Source organism: Chitinophaga flava (assembly GCF_003308995.1).
Lineage (GTDB): Bacteria > Bacteroidota > Bacteroidia > Chitinophagales > Chitinophagaceae > Chitinophaga > Chitinophaga flava.
In genome coordinates, this window is sequence record NZ_QFFJ01000001.1 from 1,917,237 (window position 1) to 1,935,706 (window position 18,470).

The 18,470-nt window shown below is 45.2% G+C and carries 14 protein-coding genes; 8 read left to right on the forward strand and 6 right to left on the reverse strand.

Going from position 1 to position 18,470, the window contains the following annotated elements:
• Nucleotides 1-7 precede the first annotated feature (7 nt).
• Genes DF182_RS07700 through DF182_RS07710 form a run of 3 tightly spaced genes read right to left on the reverse strand, consistent with a single transcriptional unit; the run spans nt 8 to nt 2,360 of the window.
• Nucleotides 8-946 (reverse strand): hypothetical protein, encoded by a 939-nt coding sequence (locus DF182_RS07700; protein ID WP_147243370.1) that lies wholly within the window; start codon nt 944-946, stop codon nt 8-10.
• The gene (locus tag DF182_RS07705) at nt 943-1,776 is read right to left on the reverse strand and encodes a fimbrial biogenesis chaperone (RefSeq protein ID WP_147243371.1); all 834 of its coding nucleotides are present in this window, start codon (nt 1,774-1,776) and stop codon (nt 943-945) included. The genes DF182_RS07700 and DF182_RS07705 overlap by 4 nt, the downstream gene beginning before the upstream one ends.
• A gap of 38 nt (nt 1,777-1,814) precedes the next feature.
• The gene (locus tag DF182_RS07710; protein WP_113615066.1) at nt 1,815-2,360 is read right to left on the reverse strand and encodes a hypothetical protein; all 546 of its coding nucleotides are present in this window, start codon (nt 2,358-2,360) and stop codon (nt 1,815-1,817) included.
• 340 nt (nt 2,361-2,700) lie between these two features.
• Between DF182_RS07710 and DF182_RS07715 the strand changes: the two genes are divergently transcribed.
• On the forward strand, nt 2,701-5,415 hold the full coding sequence (locus DF182_RS07715) for a hypothetical protein (RefSeq protein WP_147243372.1): 2,715 nt from the start codon (nt 2,701-2,703) through the stop codon (nt 5,413-5,415).
• 62 nt (nt 5,416-5,477) lie between these two features.
• Here the strand turns inward: DF182_RS07715 and DF182_RS07720 are convergent, their stop codons facing one another.
• The gene (locus DF182_RS07720) at nt 5,478-6,305 is read right to left on the reverse strand and encodes a hypothetical protein (RefSeq protein ID WP_113615068.1); all 828 of its coding nucleotides are present in this window, start codon (nt 6,303-6,305) and stop codon (nt 5,478-5,480) included.
• A 511-nt stretch (nt 6,306-6,816) separates the two neighbouring features.
• On the opposite strand from DF182_RS07720, the gene DF182_RS07725 reads away from it, so the two are divergent.
• From DF182_RS07725 to DF182_RS07755, 7 genes are read left to right on the forward strand one after another with little or no spacing between them, the layout of a single operon-like run.
• Nucleotides 6,817-7,845, forward strand: a complete 1,029-nt coding sequence (locus DF182_RS07725) for a radical SAM protein (RefSeq protein ID WP_113615069.1) — start codon at nt 6,817-6,819, stop codon at nt 7,843-7,845.
• Nucleotides 7,842-8,675 (forward strand): class I SAM-dependent methyltransferase, encoded by an 834-nt coding sequence (locus DF182_RS07730; RefSeq protein WP_113615070.1) that lies wholly within the window; start codon nt 7,842-7,844, stop codon nt 8,673-8,675. Before DF182_RS07725 ends, DF182_RS07730 begins: the two co-directional genes overlap by 4 nt.
• Nucleotides 8,672-9,367: a PIG-L deacetylase family protein gene (locus DF182_RS07735; protein ID WP_113615071.1), complete on the forward strand. Its 696-nt coding sequence runs from the start codon at nt 8,672-8,674 to the stop codon at nt 9,365-9,367. The genes DF182_RS07730 and DF182_RS07735 overlap by 4 nt, the downstream gene beginning before the upstream one ends.
• Nucleotides 9,364-10,122 (forward strand): glycosyltransferase family A protein, encoded by a 759-nt coding sequence (locus DF182_RS07740; RefSeq protein ID WP_113615072.1) that lies wholly within the window; start codon nt 9,364-9,366, stop codon nt 10,120-10,122. Before DF182_RS07735 ends, DF182_RS07740 begins: the two co-directional genes overlap by 4 nt.
• A gap of 12 nt (nt 10,123-10,134) precedes the next feature.
• Nucleotides 10,135-11,385 (forward strand): DegT/DnrJ/EryC1/StrS family aminotransferase, encoded by a 1,251-nt coding sequence (locus DF182_RS07745; protein WP_161964086.1) that lies wholly within the window; start codon nt 10,135-10,137, stop codon nt 11,383-11,385.
• A complete protein-coding gene (locus DF182_RS07750) occupies nt 11,382-12,533 on the forward strand; it encodes a 3-dehydroquinate synthase family protein (protein WP_113615074.1) in 1,152 nt (383 codons plus the stop codon). The genes DF182_RS07745 and DF182_RS07750 overlap by 4 nt, the downstream gene beginning before the upstream one ends.
• Nucleotides 12,534-12,549: 16 nt before the next feature.
• Nucleotides 12,550-13,878 (forward strand): UDP-N-acetylglucosamine 2-epimerase, encoded by a 1,329-nt coding sequence (locus tag DF182_RS07755; RefSeq protein WP_147243373.1) that lies wholly within the window; start codon nt 12,550-12,552, stop codon nt 13,876-13,878.
• 118 nt (nt 13,879-13,996) lie between these two features.
• Here DF182_RS07755 and DF182_RS07760 read toward each other — a convergent pair whose 3' ends face one another.
• Nucleotides 13,997-16,816, reverse strand: coding sequence for a pre-peptidase C-terminal domain-containing protein (locus DF182_RS07760; protein ID WP_113615076.1), 2,820 nt, complete (start codon nt 16,814-16,816; stop codon nt 13,997-13,999).
• Nucleotides 16,817-17,262: 446 nt separating this feature from the next.
• On the reverse strand, nt 17,263-18,465 hold the full coding sequence (locus DF182_RS07765) for a Ca2+-dependent phosphoinositide-specific phospholipase C (protein ID WP_113615077.1): 1,203 nt from the start codon (nt 18,463-18,465) through the stop codon (nt 17,263-17,265).
• Nucleotides 18,466-18,470 lie beyond the last annotated feature (5 nt).

Genomic DNA, 18,470 nt, shown 5'->3' on the forward strand with positions numbered 1-18,470 from the left:
CATCGGTTTATGGATTGGTGATCGTATACGTAAGTGTATTAGTATAATTACCTGCCGGCATCAGGAATGCGGTATTGCCCGGAGCTGTCTGGTATTGCAGGTTAAAATTGTAAACGCCTGGAACAGCAGTAGACGTGATAATGTTTTGAGAGCTTGTTGACAATGCTATTGAGTTGGAAGTGATGAGGGGGTTGGTAACTACAGGCGTTGATAACAGGCTGATATTTGAAACATTAATAAAATTAGTTCCATTCGCCAGGCTGGCAGAAGAAGTGTTTGCGGTAATACTGTATGGTAAATTACTGAATGCCGATAGTGCGTTGGCCTGTTGAAGAGTTACACCGTTTGTGTAATTGGCAGATGTGGTGAATGCAATAGTAGCGTTACTACCTCCATTTTGCAGCGCAATGCCTGACATAGGGCTGATAACAACGGATAACAGGGCGGTACCCGTAGTGGTAGGGAAAAGCCCAAGTGTATTTGTTACCGTATATGTCAGAGTGGTTACATAGGTGCCTGGTGGTACCATCAGATTACTGCCTCCTGCAATATTATAGCTTATTGTGAAATGGGTAGTGGCTAAAGATAAAAGACCTGTGCCAAATGCCTGATTGTTTGTGGTAAGGGTAAGCACACTGCTGGGTACTGCCATGCCCACAATGGTGGGATTAACATCCGTAAGTTGTGCGGTAACATTGCTAAGAGGGATCGTATTGCTCGGAACGGTAGTAGATATGAGTGGACCGCTGGCTTTAATAGACAGTGATACAGTAACCGCCAGTGCACCCGTTAAAGTTAGGCGGTTGGTGGCTGTCTGGGTACTGTTGAGCTGACTGTAGGTGGTATAATTTACCGTTACAGGAGGAGCTGTTAGTGATTGCGCTGATATGCGCAGGCTATAACATAGTATGATGATGGACATACAACCGGTTAACCATCTTCTCATTTTACTACTTTTAGCCCGTTGTTTGCTGTATTTGTAAACTCCAGCTCCCCTACCCTCAGTTCCTGATCTTCTCCGTAATCCACTAGTGCAACTGCGCTGTATCTTCCTGGAGGCAAACTGTCGGCTAATGGTATGCTTATTTGGCGTACGGCGCCTGGAAGCGTATAGAATGGAACAGACGGGAGAGCCGTTTTGGCACCTGTTTCCTTATGGGTTAGTTCAATACTGGCTTTACCTTCGGCAGATAACTCCCCTGAATTACGGAGCCTTAGGAATAGTTGTTTCCCTACTACCTTTTCCCCTTTAAACAAAGTATCTGTAAACTGATCAATATCCACGTCCTTTATATGTACACCTGGCGGTACGTTATAGATTTGTATGCCAACTCTTACAGCGAGGTTAATAAGAATGCCTTGTTGTGACATCACCTGCTGTTTATTCAGTTGCGTAAATGTCAACATACTATTGGTACTTTCCTTAAGCGCATCAGACGGCATACTGAGCATAACAGTCACTTCTTTCAGTTCTCCCGGTTGTAGTACAAATTGACTGGCAGGGAAGATTTTTAACCATCCGGAACAGGATGCAGGCAGGGAAGAAGGTAACCTATAAATGATATTGCCGGTACTATCGCGGTACCAGTCTGAGAATTCCGCTGCTACCATAACAGGTCCCTTACTGGGATTGCTCAGGATTACTTTTTGTGTTTGGGTGGCTCCTGTATTTGCATCGAATTTTAATTGCATGGGAGCAGCGGCAAGACCTGATTGTGCATATACCGGTATACATACCAGTATATGCACAATCATCATAAAGAATAACCTCATCAAGATATATCTATTTTAGAATAACCCTGTATTTGAAGTGATCAGGGGTTAGTGATGGCGTAAACGATGGTTGTAGTATATGCACCTGTCAGTTTGTTGATAAAATCTGTTGTTGGGGCACCTACAGTAGAATATGCAAGATTGAAATTCTGCAATATGGTGCCAGCAGTAGAAGCAATCAGTTTCAGGGCACTGCCGGCCGAAACCGGTATAGCCTGCGGCGTAATAGTGATAGCAGAATTAGATGCTGCCAGTGATGGAGTTACCGTTACATCTCCTACCGGGATAGTGTTGGAACTATTGGTCGTATTTACCAGCTGACCACTAGCGTGAATAGTAATACTGTAAGGCGATGTACTGAAAGCTGAAAGCGCAGCTGTTTGCGACACTGTTACACCATTCGTGTAATCAGAAGAGGCCAGATAATTTAATGTGGGATTAAGCCCGGCAGCATTTAATTCAATACCTGATAATGCTGAAAGGTTTACTGTTAATGTAGTACTTGCTGTTGGTGTAAACTGGGCTTTGGATACGAATGGTAAACAAAGTACCACAGCCAGAATAAACATGCGAATTTTGGTAGTCATAAGTGATAGTTTGGGTGTGTTAAACAAAGCAGTTGAATGTTATTGAGAAGTATTAAGTTGCAATAATAATTGAAAATCATATTCGTTCACATATTAATTTTCCATTTATATATTTGAAATATATATGATATAGTTCATTAATGGTTTTTATTTATTTGTACATTTAAGATTAGGAATGCAATCTATCAACCTGATGAAATTGTGGATAACCATTTAGTTACACCAACCTCATTAAACGTACTGCAAATTGAGCCCCTCAGAAAACTCCAGATATATATTCTGTATTACGCTGTTATATGCGTATATATGTGTAACAGGAAATGTCTGTGCACAAGGTGTTATGCGTATACAACAACGACATGCACAAATAAGTTCAGGATCTGCACTTACACTATTGGCAATTATCAGTAACCATACGGCAAAAAGTATTTCTTACCGGCCCATATTGTATTGCGCACCTTTTCAGCAAATCACATCCCAGCAACCGGAAGTAGTTATAGCAGCGGGAGACAGCGCTTTACTAACGGCCACCATATACATTCCCCGTGGTGCTGCCGCAGATAAAAATTATCTGATTACCTGGAAGGCAATCAGTACGGATCACACATTAATGGATAGCACAACTATCAGCCTGACACCTATAAATCGTATATCCCTGCAGGTACTGGAACCGGATATATATCTGCTGAGCGGAAAAAATGAAGCGGACGTAAGCTTGAAATGTAGTAATACAGGCAATATTTCACAAAAAGTAACGATCACTGTTACGGACCCTTTACAACCACAAAAAGAACTGACCTTATCAACGCTAACGGTAAATAGTTTTTCAGATACCATTCTACATTTCCGGATTAGAATACCTGGTGCATTAATGGCTAATACGCGTAATCAGCTACGTATTACAGGAAAAAATTCCAATAACGATATTATTACCACATTACCGGTCACTATATACAATGTGTCCAATCAACGTAACTATGCTGCAGACCAATCTCTGGATGGCAATGTCACAGGCCCCGGACATACTGCCGCTATCTATAGCCGGATGACCGGTTCAGACTACCACTACCTGGAAGCACTGGCAGGAGGGCAGGCAAATCTGACAGAAACTAAGACGTTAAGATATCAAGCGGATGCCCGTTACTTCACCCGCTCTCAAACCTGGATGCTGACCAATACTTTTATCAACTATCAAAGCCCTGCATGTGACCTCACTGCCGGCAGCATCTTCCGGAGTTATGAAATGATGTTAAGCGGAAGAGGCGCAGTGGCAGTACTTACACCCGATACATTATTTAAATTTGAAGCCGGATATGTAAACGGGAATTACAATCTGGTAAGCAGTTTCACTGGAAACAATAATGAATTCTATACCCCCTACAATGCTTACTTTTTACACACGGCCACTCATTTCTCCGATGCTCTAAATGGAAATGCGCAATTTATCTTTCAACAAAATCCGCAGGAACTAAAAGATGATATACTGGGTGGAGGAAGTCTGGGCTGGCAATCCCAGGATGGAAAACACCAGATGGAAGGTGGCGCATACACCAGCTACAGCACCACACAGGAATATGAACATGATGGTAAAAATGCCCGCGGTTATGCAGGGACATTTAATTATACCTATATCGGTAAAAGATGGCAGGGAGTATCTATTAATTATTACAGCACACCATTCTATGCCGGCACCCGAAAAGGTGTATTGAACCTCGATCAGAAAATAATTTTCACACCCGGTGGAGGACAACCCTGGTACATACATTACAGTCAGTTTGGCGCCAATCCCCGGTATATATCCCCGGTATATAAAGGCTACTACGAGAACTATTCCCTGCGCACCCTGGAGCTCGGGACAACCAAAGCGCTCAATGAACACTGGCAATTGGGGTTGAAGCCTTATTATTATGAAGAGCATACAGAGTATAACAATGGATTCAGCACAATTTCTCCAAACCTACAATCAATAAGGATTAGCGGAGACCTCCGCTATCAGGGACAGAACGGACAACTTTTCTGGATCACTGCAGACATTGGATTCAATAAGGGTAACACTACCGCCTACACGAATTTTTTTGCTTTCAGGATCTATTCGGGCCTGACCTACAAACATTTTCTTTTAAATGCGTTTATCCAGCACGGCCCTTATCTGGCCGGTGAGATGAATCAATATCTCCTGCCAGGAAAAAAATACCAGTTGATTTCCATCAGTCCGGGTTATAGTGGACGCCTGTTTCGTAACAGGCTGTTTTTTCAGGTGTTCGATTATATTACTTATCAGAGTAGTTTTGAACGTTTATACAATAACCTCTCTGTTAATACTACTTACAGGCTAAGCTCCCGGTTGACGCTGGAAGCCGGATACAACAGGATATATGGCGGTTTGGGTGAACAAATCAATGGAATAGATATAGGAATCAGAAAACAATTTGGTAGTAGTAAGGCAGCATTGACAACTAATGGAACGTTGGATATTTTCTTTTTTGAAGATAATAACAGCAACTATTTATTTGACCCTGGTGAGCATCCGGCAAGAAATGTAATGGTACGGATCAATCAGGAGGTTTTTGTTACCGGTAATGAAGGACGGATCACGTTTAAAAACCTACCCAATGGTCCTGCAAAGATCTCCATATTATCTGCAGGGGGCTACTTTGCAAGCGACAGCATCATATCGGTGAATGGTAAAACACAGATACAAATTCCTTTACACAAAATAGGGGTAATTCAAGGGCATGTAATGCTGGAAAAAGAATCATTAAGTTATAGTACAGATGAAAGTGTAGCAGCAATAACCATTACGGCGAAAGACCCTACAGGAAGGATATTTGTGGCACGCACCAACGAAAATGGCATCTTTACATTATATGCTCCTTCCAATACTTATACCATTACTGTTGATCCCCAAGGTTTGCCTGAAAAGTATCAGTATATAGAACCTCCACAGCAAATTACATTAACCACCAGCACTCCTGTAAAAATAGGGTTGCGTATACAGGTGCAAAAACGCCCGGTGAAAGTGAAGAAATTTGGGAGCAGTACCGCAAAAAATTAGGGGAGAAGCAAAAAAGCTGCAGCTATGTTCCCACAGCTGCAGCTTCTCACGAAACAAAAAATCTATTTCTGGAAAAAGAGTTTTTTGGGAGCTTCGGCAGTGAGCTCGCATCGGAGCGTAGCGCCGCTGGTGATCAGTTTGGTGATTTCGCCGGCTCCTTCCAGTACCGTACAAACGCTGAAATGTTCGTCTTCGATACGGGAAACCACGATTTTACCAACTGTTTTCTTACGGGTGATCTTTTTACCATCCACATTCACTTCTACCGATTCATACACTTTAAACTCATCCCCTTCTCTCAATTCCACGGCTTTACCTGCGGAAAGCAGTACTTTGACCGCATCTCCATAGGCGTTCTTCTCCTCAATGGAGGCGATGGAAGCCATCAGCTTGAAATTATCCTTTACAAATTTATCCAGGCGGCCACGGGTACCGAGTAAGGCATCGTTAAAAGCGTTTTTTCCTTTGCCTGTATTGGCGAAGTTGCCGGCAGCTATCAGCTCACCAGAATTAACGTCCATCACTTTTACATTGAAGATGATCTCCGTTTGCGAGGTTACGGTAGTACCCAGCACCGGCAGTTTGGACTGTTTCTGGTCCTCCATGACACTCACCACGTTGCCTACCAGCAGGTACTGGGCCTTCAGTTCCTTCATGGCAGTCAGCTGCGCATTTTCAGACGACTGGCCCTTTACCTGGTCGATGGCTTCCCGTTCTACAAAATCAAACCGTTTGGCACGCAGGAAAGCATCTTCCACTGCATTCCGGATCGCAGCCTGGTGGCCGGTGCTGTCACTGCCTTTGAATACAATACCAATGAGCGGCTTGGTTTGACCAAAGGCACAGGAGGCCAGGAGTAATGCTGCAGCTGTAATAATATTCTTCTTCATATCAGATTGGACCGGAGGCTTTATTGTCATCCGGATTTGTTGGCTATAAGTTTTTCTGGCTCAAATTTAGTCAAAAACGTATATACTACGCAGTTATTATGTCTACCGGCAATTGTACCGGAAACAAACTGAATTTTAACAAGGTTTTAAGCATTCCGGGCCTTCCAGCTTCAACAGCCCCATCCGGCACAAAAATTCCTTTTTCCTGAACCGGAATATTCATTAGCGGTTTGTAAACAACATTGGGTTCACGTTGTTTTAAAAAACAGACAGGTCCAAAAAGACAGATCGCTACAAAGCTTCAGCCCGTCAGTAAAAGTTAGCTATCCATACTAAATTTTATTTTACAATATTCTCAAAAAAAACTAAATTAGAAGAAGTGTTGATGTATAAACACAATATGATACATCATCACTAAGAGAAGCAAAAAACAACCCCATCCCTTCCGAAAGCAATCATACCCCAAGTCATACCAGGAGTAACGTAAGGACATAACTAAAACCCCCATCTTATGATAGACCCTCAATTATCAGACTATCCCCAGGCACTCTATATTGAGCTTACCGACAGATGTAATCTGAGTTGCCCTATGTGCCGCTCTGCCGGCTTCAAAGGAGATGTATTACCTTTTGACATGTACCTCGACATCGCGAAGAATCTCTTTCCGCATGCTAAATTTATTGATCTCCGTGGATGGGGAGAGAGCACGCTTCTGAAGAACTTCGATGACTACCTGGATGTAGCGCTGAGTTATAAAAAGCGGATCAAATTGATTACCAACGGCACTGTCAACCGGCCCTCACTCTGGGAAAAGCTGGGCCGTGAAGGTGTACTGGTAGGTATCTCCTTCGATGCTGCCGATGAAGTGACATTCGAACACATCAGAGGCGGCGCCTCCATGACCAGGGTTCTTCAGAACATGGAAATACTGAAGGATGCGCTACTGAGCAATGATCATAAAGTAGCTGACAACCTCTACTTCTGCATCACTGCAAGTGGTGACAATATTCATCAGCTACGTGAGATTGTAAAACTGGGAATGCAATTCGGCATCACACATTTTAAGATGGAACCCCTGAAAACCACACCGGAAGACCCTTCCAACCTCATCCATCATGCCCAGCAGGTCAACCATTCCATTGCTCAGCTAACACAACTCGTGAAAGAGCATCCCTATCTGAAAATAGAATATTCTGCCTCTTTGCTCCACGAAAACACCAACGTACAGAAGGTTAAAAAATTCTGCATCCACCCATTCACCTATTTATATATTAACTCAAAAGGCGGACTGGGCTTCTGTGACCACCTCAATGGTGTTGCTGAATTTGTTTGGGGACAATGGCAGGGAGAAAATGGCTTCAGATCATTCTGGCAGGGAGAAAAAATGAAACGTCTCCGGGAAGAGCATCTCCTGGCCTTAAACGGAGGATATATCTCCAGCTGCGCCGATTGTAACTGGTGCTACGAAAGAAGGTATGCTGACCTCGAATACCTGATCGATGAGAACTGGATAAATTACAGTGAAATTATTACCCAATGATTAACACCCTGATAACCCCCTGGGAAGACCAGTTCTATGACCCTGCCCTGTTTGACGCCGCAGCCGGCGATGCTTATTCTGACGAGGCAGAAGAGCTATATTTCGACCTTATTGGCAACACACCCCGGAAAATAATCGAATATGGCTGCGGTACAGGCCGTGTCATCCTCAAGCTGGCAGACAAAGGCCATACCGTCACCGGTGTCGACATCTCCGAAAGCATGCTCACTCACCTGGACAAAAAGATCGATGATCTTCCTCCGGATACCCGGCGCCGTATAAAAACAATCTGTGCCAATGGCACTGAAGCCGTCATAAAAGACAGTCATCATATTGCGATAGCAGTGGATGATTTTCTTACGCACTTTCTTGATGAAGAACGCGTATTATATATTTTCCGGCAAATAGCTACCAGCATTGATTCTGATGGCTGCTTTATCACAGATCTCAGAATACGGGATACGGATAAGCTCCGCCAGGCACAACATACCTACCCGAAAAATATCTATACCTACGGCATTGTACACGGTGTTCATACAGACAAAGGCACGTTTTCGGCATCCATGAAGTATTGGGAGGACTACGACACAGCGTCCGGCATCCTTTGTTCACACCAGACCTTCGATTTTATCCGCGGGAATGGAGAAGTGGAAAAGACTGTTTATAAAACGCTTCGACAGAAATTATTTACACAGCAGGAGCTGGTAACATTTGCAGGGATGGCCGGGTTTGATCTCCGGCAGTTCATTCCATTCGACCGGCAAAAAGACAGCAATGCAGGCATCTACGTCTTTCAGCTTAAAGATTCTTTCCAACATCATCGGCAATGAGCACACTGATCCTGGAACCCCATTTTGATGATACCGCCTATTCAATGGCAGGGCTGCTGCTTTCTGGTGTTATATCAGCAGACACCACGATTGTCACTATTTTCTCCAGAAGCGCCTTTGCGCCCTATTCCGCCCTGTCAGACACCGAGAAGATATCTGCTTTAAGATATACAGAACATAAACATTTCTGTAAAAAAATAGCTGTCAGGGCACATGTACTTGAGTATGATGAAGCGCTGCTGAGAGGATGGTCTATCAGCAATATCTTCGATCATACCTGTGATATTGACCATGAAAAGCAGCTAAAACAGCGCATCTCCAGCGATCTCGCCATGCTAAACGAAACGCTGAGGCCTGCAGAGGTTTATTCCCCATTGGGCATTTGCGGCCACATCGATCATATACTGGTACGGCAATGTGCTGAACAGGTTTTCCCTTTGAAGATAAAATACTATGAAGAACTTCCCTACGCCGGAGAAATCCGCCAGGAGGAATATACCCACTGGATCAGCAAACTAACCAAAGATCTGTATCCACAAATCAACACTGATATCAGTGTACTGGAGCAGCGTTTATCTCTGCTCCGTTTTTACAGATCGCAGGTGACAGAAAAGGATATTACTTCCGTCCGGAAATACATGAACATGCATCAGGGAGAAAGATTCTGGTCAAAAACAAACATGGGCATATGAATAAGGAAATCTGTGTGATAACATTTACGGTTGACAGAGTGGACGCTCTTATTCGCTGTATAAAGAGTGTTTTATTACAGGAGATTCCTGTACGACATATTGTTTTTTCAGAGAACTATGCACAGTTGATGGAAGATAAACGACTGGATTTTTGCAGAGATACCACTGATTTTTTTCTGTTGGAAGGAGTTCCTCATCGCGGGCCTTCTTCTCCGCGGATGGCCGCTCTGCGTCAGCATGCGTTATCCGCCGTTTCAGAGCGGTATGTATGTTTTCTGGATGATGATAATGAAATGGAGTCCGGTCATCTTAACAGCCTTATGGCTGTCATGGAACGGCAGCAGGTATTCGCCGCCTATTCCTGGAGATCATTGTTATACAACGATGGTAGCCAGTTTGATGGCATGTCGTATCCCTGGCATAGTGATGAGCAGGAAGCATACAAAAGATGGCAGTGGTGTGTGGAAGCCGGTGTAATGGTACAGGGGCAGCCTGTCATGCGCGACGGGCCTGTAGCTGTTCCGGACCCTATGCGGCTGGCCACCGTTGATATGAACGAATGGCTTTTTGACACCGCCGTACTGAAGCAGATAGGATTGGACTTTGATTTCAGCGAACACGATCTGATCAACCGGGTGGGAGAAGATGATAAACTATTTGCCCGTATTCAGTCACTCCACCTGCCTATCGCAGGATCGGGAATGGCCACCATCCGGTATTACCTGGGAGGTGTTTCTAACTATCGTATTAATTAACCATTCATGCAGATGGAACAACTAGCTATCCACGGAGGTAAACCAGTAAGGCAGCAGGCATGGCCCCGGTGGCCGGCTTCCAGCCCTGCGCTGGAAGAAGAAGTAATGCAATGCCTGCGCAGCCAGCGATGGACAGTCAGCGGATTTTACCAGGACCAGCCCTCCTATGAAGAAAAATTTGCCCGCGCATTTGCAGACTTTAACAATGCCGCCTTCTGTATTCCAACGGCCAATGGCACGGCTGCGCTCCTCTGTTCACTTCAGGCACTGGGCATAGGCCCTGATGATGAAGTGATCGTACCCGGGCTTACATGGGTGGCCTGCGCCATCACGGTGGCCTCGCTGAATGCCATTCCCGTAATGGTCGATGTAGATCAGCATACCCTTTGTCTCTCACCGCAAAAAGTAGAAGCAGCGATAACAGAGCGTACCAAAGCTATTATGGTAGTGCATCTCTACAGTGCTGTTGCCGACATGGGCGCTTTGCTCCACATCAGTGAAAAATACAATATCCCGATTATTGAAGACTGCGCACAGGCACATGGCGCCACCTGGCAGGGAAAACGGGTAGGCACAATAGGGGCAGTAGGAGCATTCAGCATGCAGCAAGGGAAAATACTGACCTCCGGCGAAGGGGGCGCTGTTGTTACCAACGATCAGACACTGGCAGATAAGATATACAGCATACGTACCAACGCAAGAAAAAAAATGAACGGCAAACCCAGCACGGGCTACATGGAACTCGAAGACGCCGGCGACAGCTTTGCCTCCAACTATTGCCTGAGTGAAATTTCATGCGCTATCTTATTCAACAAACTGCAATCACTGGATCAGGAGAATGAGATCAGAAACAATAATCGGCATTTGCTCAGACAGCTGCTGGGTAATGTAGAAGGAGTAAGCATGACAGACAGCGCACCCGGCACCACCAGCGTCTCCACCTACCACCTTCCGCTCAGAATAAACCGCTCTCACTTCGGAAACATAACGATAAAAGCCTTATGCGAAATGCTCAGTGCAGAACTGGGCATCTGGATTCATCAGCCTTATATTCCACTGAATAAACACCCTTTGTATGTAACGGATGATCCGCGGTTTGCCGCCCGCAGGGAACAGCTGAATCCTTCCAGATACCAGCTACCCGGCTGTTGGGAAGTATATAATACCCATTTGCTGCTTCATCATTCCATGCTACTGGGGAATGAAGAGGATATCAACGATATAGTAAATAGTATTAAAAAAATAAAAACCATCGTGCAATGAACATATCCACCATTGCTGATCCGGGAACCAGGACAATCACCTTTCCCTTTGGCAACGCCGAAACAACCATCAGGCTTGGTCATGAGATCCTGGCAGACGAACTTAAAATGATAACAACCTATTGTACCGAAGCCATCATCATAGCTGACCAGTATGTAAATGAACTATGGTACAATGAAGTGTATGCGATTCTTTCTGCCATACTACCTGTTCGGATATACGCTATCGATGCAACCGAAAAGGAGAAAACACTTTCCACTGTTTCCCGGCTGCTGGAAGCCATCATGGCCACTGCCCCCTCACGCTCCTGCGCCATCATCTCTTTTGGTGGAGGCCTTACCGGTAATGTAGCAGGGGTCATATCAGGCTTGTTATTCAGAGGTGTTCAGCTGATACATATTCCTACTACCCTGCTCGCGATGTCAGATGCGATACTTTCCCAGAAACAGGCTGTCAACGGTCCCGTTTCCAAAAACAGCTTCGGCCTCTATCACAAAGCGGCACTCAATATTATCGACATCAAGTATCTCGCCACCCTGGACCTGTTACATCTTCATGGTGGAATTATTGAAATTGTCAAGAACTGCCTGGCCTTTGATCCACACGCTATTGTTGACCTGTCTAATATTTTGCAATCACCTCTGGTACCCGGAAAACTCATGAAGCTGGTAGAAATGGGGATTCTGCAAAAACGGGGATTACTGCAACAAGACCCTCATGAGAAAGAAATCGGTATCATCCTGGAATATGGCCATACTGTTGGCCACAGCCTGGAACTGAATACCCATCAGCTTTTCCATGGTCAGGCTGTAGGACTGGGCATGCTGGCAGCAGCATACATCGCACAACGCAGAGGATGGATAAGTGAAGCAGCGGTGATACAACACGTAGAACTGCTGCGGCTCTGTGAATGCCCTTTACGGATTGCCGCACAAACAGATATTGAAAAGGTAATGCAGTCGGTGAAATCAGATAATAAAAAAGGAAAAATCATGCACACACCTGAAGAAACGCCTATGGTACTACTGGACAGTATCGGATCGGTAAAGGTGAACCAGGGAAGTTATCTGGTGCCTGTGCATTTAGCCGAAATAGCCGATGCGCTGTCGGTTTTAAAGACGGATTACTTTGAAACACTTTCCCGGTAACCAGCTTATCAGTACTATGAAATATACAATACAAAACCCCAGCTGCGCAGGCATGATGGAGGCCGCCATCGAAAAAGCGATGGACCTGAAACGCCCCCTGTATCTTCCCATCATTGCCACCAAACCCTGCTTCATCAAAATGGCAAGTCTGATACAGTCAATGACGCAGCAAGACCTCCCCTTCCTGCTGGTAAACAGTAACCAGCATTATGATCAGCTGCTGACAGCACAGATTGACGAACTTGGTTATAAACAGCAGATTGGTGCTAATTTATATTCCAATGGTCGTGATTTTAATGAACGGATCATCACGATGTGTCAATCTGTAACTGACTTCCTGAGCGTGCTCGCAACATATACAGAAAAGCCTGATATCATTCCGGTTGTATCCGGAGATACCTTTTCCGCGGGTATACTACCACAATTGTTTTATTTCTCGGCGGGAGCACGGAGTGTTCATGTGGAAGCAGGGCTACGCTCCTATGGCCCGGCAGACAAGAACAGATGGCAGGAAGGCAACGTGTTGCATCAGGCCGGATGGGACTGGGCCCGGTATGTAAATGATCCTTTCCCGGAAGGAATGGATTCCAGACTCGCCAGCATCAGCTCTGAATTACTGCTCGCCCCTGTGAAGAGAAATATGGACAATCTGCTGTATGAAGGATATGTTGCAGAAAATATTATGGTGACAGGATCATTGAGCAGTGATGCAGTGGAATTAATGAAAAAATTTACGCATACAGAAGATTTCCTGGACCGTTATCCTTTTTTATCAGGGAAAAAATGGCTCCGGGTAGACCTGCATCGCCGGGAAAACCTCATTCCCGACAGGCTGATGGCCGTTCTCAGCGGCATCGCTAAACTAAGCAGGGAAGGGATGAATATATTGCTGGTAAAATCCAATGCTATGATGGCCGCCATTCATCAGTTTGGGTTGGAAGAACAACTCGGGGCTACCGAAAAGGCAGGCGTTAAAATATGTGAACTATGGCCTTCCTATCTTGATGTTATATCGTTTATGCTTTCCGACTATTGCCTGGGGCTTTATACAGACAGTGGAGGACTGCAGGAAGAAGCACATATACTCCGTGTTCCCTGCCTTACCTTACGATATTCAACAGACCGTCCTGAAACCATACTGGATGCCGGCGGTAACCTTTTACTTCCTCCGGTTTCGGAAAAATTTATCTGTCACAATACCCTTAACGCCTTTGACAACACTTCCCGCTGGGCTCATCAGGACTCTGACAATATTTATGGAAACAAGGTGGCCGATTTAATCGTGGAGAAATTAAAACATTACACTCCGCAATATAATGCGGCCAGGAGAATGCTCACCTATTAGCCCAGGGCTGAAGCCCTGGGCTATTATAGATGAAGTCTTGAATTAATTATAGCTGAAGTCTTGAATTAATTATGGTTGAAGCCCCAGGCTATATTAGTCCTGGGCTTTAGCCCTGGAATTATCGTTGTAAAATAAATTTCTGTGAATGCAACTTGCTGGTGGAAACAATATAAGTACCATCTTTCAATGAAGCCGGCAAACGTATTTCCAGGCGGTTGAAACCATCTACAACACGATGTTGCTGGTTGTAAACGATTTTACCATTGATATCGGTAATAATAACTGTTTGTTGCATGTTATGCTGACTGTTCAATTCCAGATATACCACATCCCTTACCGGCACAGGATAAAGGCGGATGTTCCCATGAAGATCTTTAGCTGCTACATCACCGGGTTTATCGCTCTTAGCGGCAACAGGTACCTGTTTGGGAGAGCTGCCGATATTAGCGGCCAGTTTATAACACTGGGTAGTGCTGGATGCACCACTGTAGCCATATACCTGTATATAATAGGTACCTACTGTACCAACGTTATAAACAATCCTTTCGTTGGTAGTACCGGAGTTCTGTGATATACCCAATTGTGTACCGTTGGCATCATACAATACCAGATCGTAATCAGCTGGCAGGTTGGTCAGCAGCACTTCTATGTATGGCTGGCTGGCAGTGTTGGTAAACTTATACCAGTCCTTATCCGTTGAGGAAGATATCTGTGCAGAGATCACAGTATTAACGGGTATGGTAGCAGCAGCAGTGCGTGTTTCATTCGGTTCATATGCGTCTGTACAGGCAGTTACCGGTGTAGCGGTAACATTGAGCAGATAACATTTTGTATTACTGAATGCACCGTTATAACCATATACCTTCACGTAATAGGTACCTGCTGCGGCAGCGCCATAGGTGATTGATTCGGGAGTAGTACCACTATTCTGGGAAATACCCAGCTGGGTACCGGAAGCATTCAGCAGCACAATGTCGTAGTCGGCGGGAAGGCTGTCGAGGCGGATGTTCAGATCATTGGTACCGGTAGTGGTAAACTTATAGAAGTCCACATCTGTAGCGGTGGCGATCTGTGCCCGTATATTCGTTCCCGTTGCAATAGCGGCGGCAGTGGCTTGTGTATCGTTGGGCTCCAGCTGGTCGGTACAGCCGTTAAGGCTGGTAACACCAGCATTCAAACGGTAACAGATAGAATCAGCGTGAGCGCCATTTTTTCCATATACCTGCAGGTAATACGTACCGGCGGGACCGTTATATGTAATGGATTCTGCAGTAGTACCTGTATTTTGGGAGATGCCCAGCTGTGCTCCGCTGGCGGAGAGCAATCTGAGGTCGAAGTCGGCCAGGAGGTTATCCAGCACGACATTGAGTTTGCTCGTATCAGACAACTGTACTTTAAAATAGTCAGTATCTGTGGCGGTAGCGATAGTAGCACGTATATCCGTTCCTGTTGGTATACTGGCAGCGGTGGCCAGGGAATTGTTAGGTTCGTATACATCTGTGCAGGTAGTAGGAACAGTAGTATCACCACAAGGATAGTTGGTACCATTGAGTGACAGCACCCCTGTATTATCAGGGTCCAGCCAGGGTTTCAGCTGGTGAAGCGCATCTGTACCGTATGTCCAGCTGCGGTACACCTGTCCGTAATAGTCGTATTTACTGGAGTTGGCAACTGTACAACTGGAAGGACCACCGGATAACTGGCCTACTATCTGGCCTAAGTTGTTGAACAATGGAGAACCGGATGAACCACCTTCAGTAACACCCCATGAGGTTACAGTCTGTACCCAGTTGGCCTGCCAGTGGGTATAAGGAGCTGTACCACCACCGCCGTAGTTGGCTCCTGTAGCCGGAGCGGAATAGGTAGATATCTTTTTAATATCGCCTGCAGGATGGTGAATACCTACACCACTGGGACTGGCTGCTGCTCCTGCATTCCAGCCGGCATAATACACATTGTAGGAAGTTGGAATAGCTTGCGTAAATTCCAGCAGCTGGAAATCGGATCCTTCAACACTGCCACTTTCACCGGCACGGGCGCGTTGTACGCAACCAGTAATAGTATTGCTGGCTGGTTCACTGGCTGGGTTGGCGCAAGTGGGGGATTCGTAGTTGAAATAAAAAATCCACTGGCTGAAGTCTGTCGCAGAAGCGTTAGACCCGCAGTGGTTAGCGGTAAGGAAGTAAGGCTTACAATCCTTACGGGCATTGTTGACCAGGGAACCGGAACAGAGGTAGGCGCTGGTACCCAGTTTCAACAATATTTTAGCCACCGCTCTTTTCTGATTTTGCCAGTTAGCACCTTCAGGGCAGTTTACATTCACTTCGCAGGTACCGGAAGCGCCAACTGTTTTATCAATAGAAGTAGTTCTTGATTCCGGGATTTTATTACTGTAGATATTATTAACACCAGTAATAGTGAAATGGCCTTTGCCTTTCGCTGCTTTAGGCTCATAGTATTCCAGTACGCAGGTGTTTCCTCTTAGTATTTCAGTAGCAAACACGCCGGTTCCTTCGTTATTCGCACTGGTATAACTTCCGATCAGCTGGGTGTTGTCGCCATTATAAATATACAGGCTGGCACCTTCCGGCAACAGGAAGTCTTTGTAATAGAGAGAGGTAGCCACCGCTCCCTGCACCTGTATTTTCAGGCGCCATAAACGGTCACCTCCAGGCAGGTTGGTCCAGGTACCGGAATTATTAAGTGAATAAGACACCGGTGCTATGACACCGATACGCAGTGGCAGTCCCTGTTTCAGGTTCTGGTCATCTTCCAGCTGCAGCTTTTGTACCGGTAACGCTGAAATGGTTTTAACATTAACATCCTGTTGTGCCAGCTTAGCAGTAAAGCTGTAGGGTTTTCCGCCTTTGCTTACCTGGGCTTTGAGAAGAGGAGAGGTTAATAAAACCCCTAATAAAATGAATAGTGCTTTCTTCATAAGGATTTTAATTTGGGTGATGAAATTGTTGGGCTAAAAAAGGCATAGTTATAGTACACCTGCCGGTGATGCAGGTAATAACAAACGGACTATACAGACAAAAAATACCCTATGGCTATAGGTCTATCAGGATAAGTATTGATTCAGACTTATACGTGCGGGGAAATAGTTCATACAGATATAAACAGGACCGGGGCACAGAATCCCACATTATTCAACAGAAAAGGTTCACGTGTAAAGTTTTATCATAAGATATGATTTGTCTTCTCTAAAGTTAACAGATGCCACTGCAACAGCGCAACAAACGACTTACATTTCCGTCATCTAAAAAAACAAAAAACAATCAGCATTCTAATAGTTGCCCCTACTCATTGTTAGTTGCAAAAAGAATAACAATAGCGCCGCATCAATCTCAGGACTGATGCGGCGCTTAAGATCCATCAGCATTACTTATTTACCGGATTAGCTCTCGCCTCTCCTCCACCTGGCAGGTTCACAAAATAAGGTGTACCATATCCGTTTCCTTTACGGAAAAAATCCGTTGAAATAATCTGGGCGCCGCTTTTAAAAGCTGCGTCAGCCCTGGTATGATCATTTACTTTCGCTTCATACGTTTCAATATCCGCGCGTGTTCTCACCAGAAAACCTTGTTGTACATACTGCTGTATTTCTTTCTGGCGAACAATAGCATTGTCCAGCAGGAAGAAGGCTGCATAAGTATCCTGTGGAAGTGACTGCATAAACATGATACGACCTTCCAGATTAGGTTTGTTTTTAGCATAGTCAGAAACCAGGTTCATACCGGCTGTAGAAGGCAGCAACAGGAAAATGAATTTACCGCTGGCAGCTTTTACCGTAGGCCAGTTGCGGGCCAGTACTGCTTCACGCAGCGTAGGGAATTTCCCCCGTACATCATCTGGCGTAATCAGCTTATCACGGCCCAGCACACTCACTACTTCCTGGTCCAGCTCATCAAAGGCTTTTTCATCGAAGGGTAATACCTGTGCGGAATTGGGGAAAAGTGGAAGACCTTTGTCTTTCGCTTCTATCATCACGTAAATAGGAAAATGACCAGGATGTGCATCAGACCAGGACTTCATCGCTGTTAACGCACCTTTGAAGGTGGTGTAATGGGTACGGAAATCAATATCGGCCATGTGCAACACTTTAAAGCCGGGCTTGTCCAGGTCTTTGGTTTCAAATGGCGCCAGATTTTCATATCCTTTCTTACGCAACTCCCGGTAGGCTGCGGGATCATTAAAACGGTTGCCGGTAGGATCGTAATGCACATCTATCTCCAGACTGCGTACACCTGCATCCAGCTGCACATCAAACGGAGGATGATTATACTTTAACCCTTCACTCATCTTCATTTCATTCGGATGAAATTCATGGAAAGCTGCCGCCTGTTCCTTCGACATGTTTGCGAAGTAACCTTTCGCCATTTTTTCGAGAATAGGATCAATATAAGCCAGCACTGCAGCGTCCACGGGCTTTGCGTAGCTGTTGTGTGTACCGAGTACCTGCACCTGGTTTATTTTAAGCGCATCCAGCTGCGCAGAAGTTTTTTTGGAAGATTGGGCAAAACCAGCCACGGCTGCAGAGGAGAGCAGTACAGTGGCCAACGCTCTGTTAATAATTGTATGCATGATGA